The organism is Streptomyces sp. MS19, from assembly GCF_047200595.1.
GTDB lineage: Bacteria > Actinomycetota > Actinomycetes > Streptomycetales > Streptomycetaceae > Streptomyces.
Window position 1 is genome coordinate 1 of sequence record NZ_JBJZOH010000097.1, and the last position, 804, is coordinate 804.

The following is an 804-nucleotide window of genomic DNA, read 5'->3' on the forward strand; positions in this document are numbered from 1 at the left end:
CGTCTCGACCATGACGCGGAGCACCTGGTTCTTCGTCCAGTCAGGATGCGCCGACCAGATCAGCGCGGCCGACGCCGACGCGATCGCGGTGGCACTACTGGTACCGCCGCGTTCCTTGATGCAGACCGCCTCGCCGACACCCGTGCACCCTCGCCGGGGCACCTCATCGCCTGGGGAGGCGAGCGCGACCTGGGGACCGTACGTCGAGTACCCGGCCCGCTCGCCGTTCCTGTCCACGGCACCGATACCGACGACGCCCTGGCGATTCGAGGGCTCCACGGGTTCGTTGTCAGCCTCGCCCGCATTACCGGTAGCGGCAAAGATCAGGACGCCCGCGCGGGCCGCGATTTCCAGGGCGTCTCCGAGTTGGTCATGCGTGGCGATCCCGTCCGCCCCGATGGAAAGGCTGATGATCTGCGCGCCTTCTTCAACCGCGTAACGGATGCCCTCGGCTATCGGGTCGAGCACCCGGACAGTCACTCCGTCTTGGCCGTCATCGGCGCGGACAGGCAGGATTCTGACACCGGGAGCGAGCCCTCGGACGCCGCCTCCCGCGCCGGTGCCCGCGATGAGCGAGGCCATGGCAGTGCCGTGGTCGACCCCGTCGGCGCTCGGCTCCTCACCTCCCGGGACCAGATCCGTACCGTCGAGAACCTGCCCTTCCAACTCAGGCAGCGAGTCGTCCACCCAGCTGTCGATGACGGCGACGGTGATGCCTTCTCCCCGCGTGTGCTCCCAGATCTCTTCGAGGCGGAATGTGGAGGCGTACCAGGGGTTGTCGGGGCTGTCCGCATGTGACGGAGA

The 804-nt window shown here is 68.0% G+C and carries 1 protein-coding gene; it reads right to left on the minus strand.

The genetic code is table 11. The annotated features are described in order from the left end of the window. Positions 1–804 (minus strand): S8 family serine peptidase (locus ACL02R_RS30040; RefSeq protein ID WP_412800121.1); only part of this gene is annotated, 804 nt, incomplete at both ends.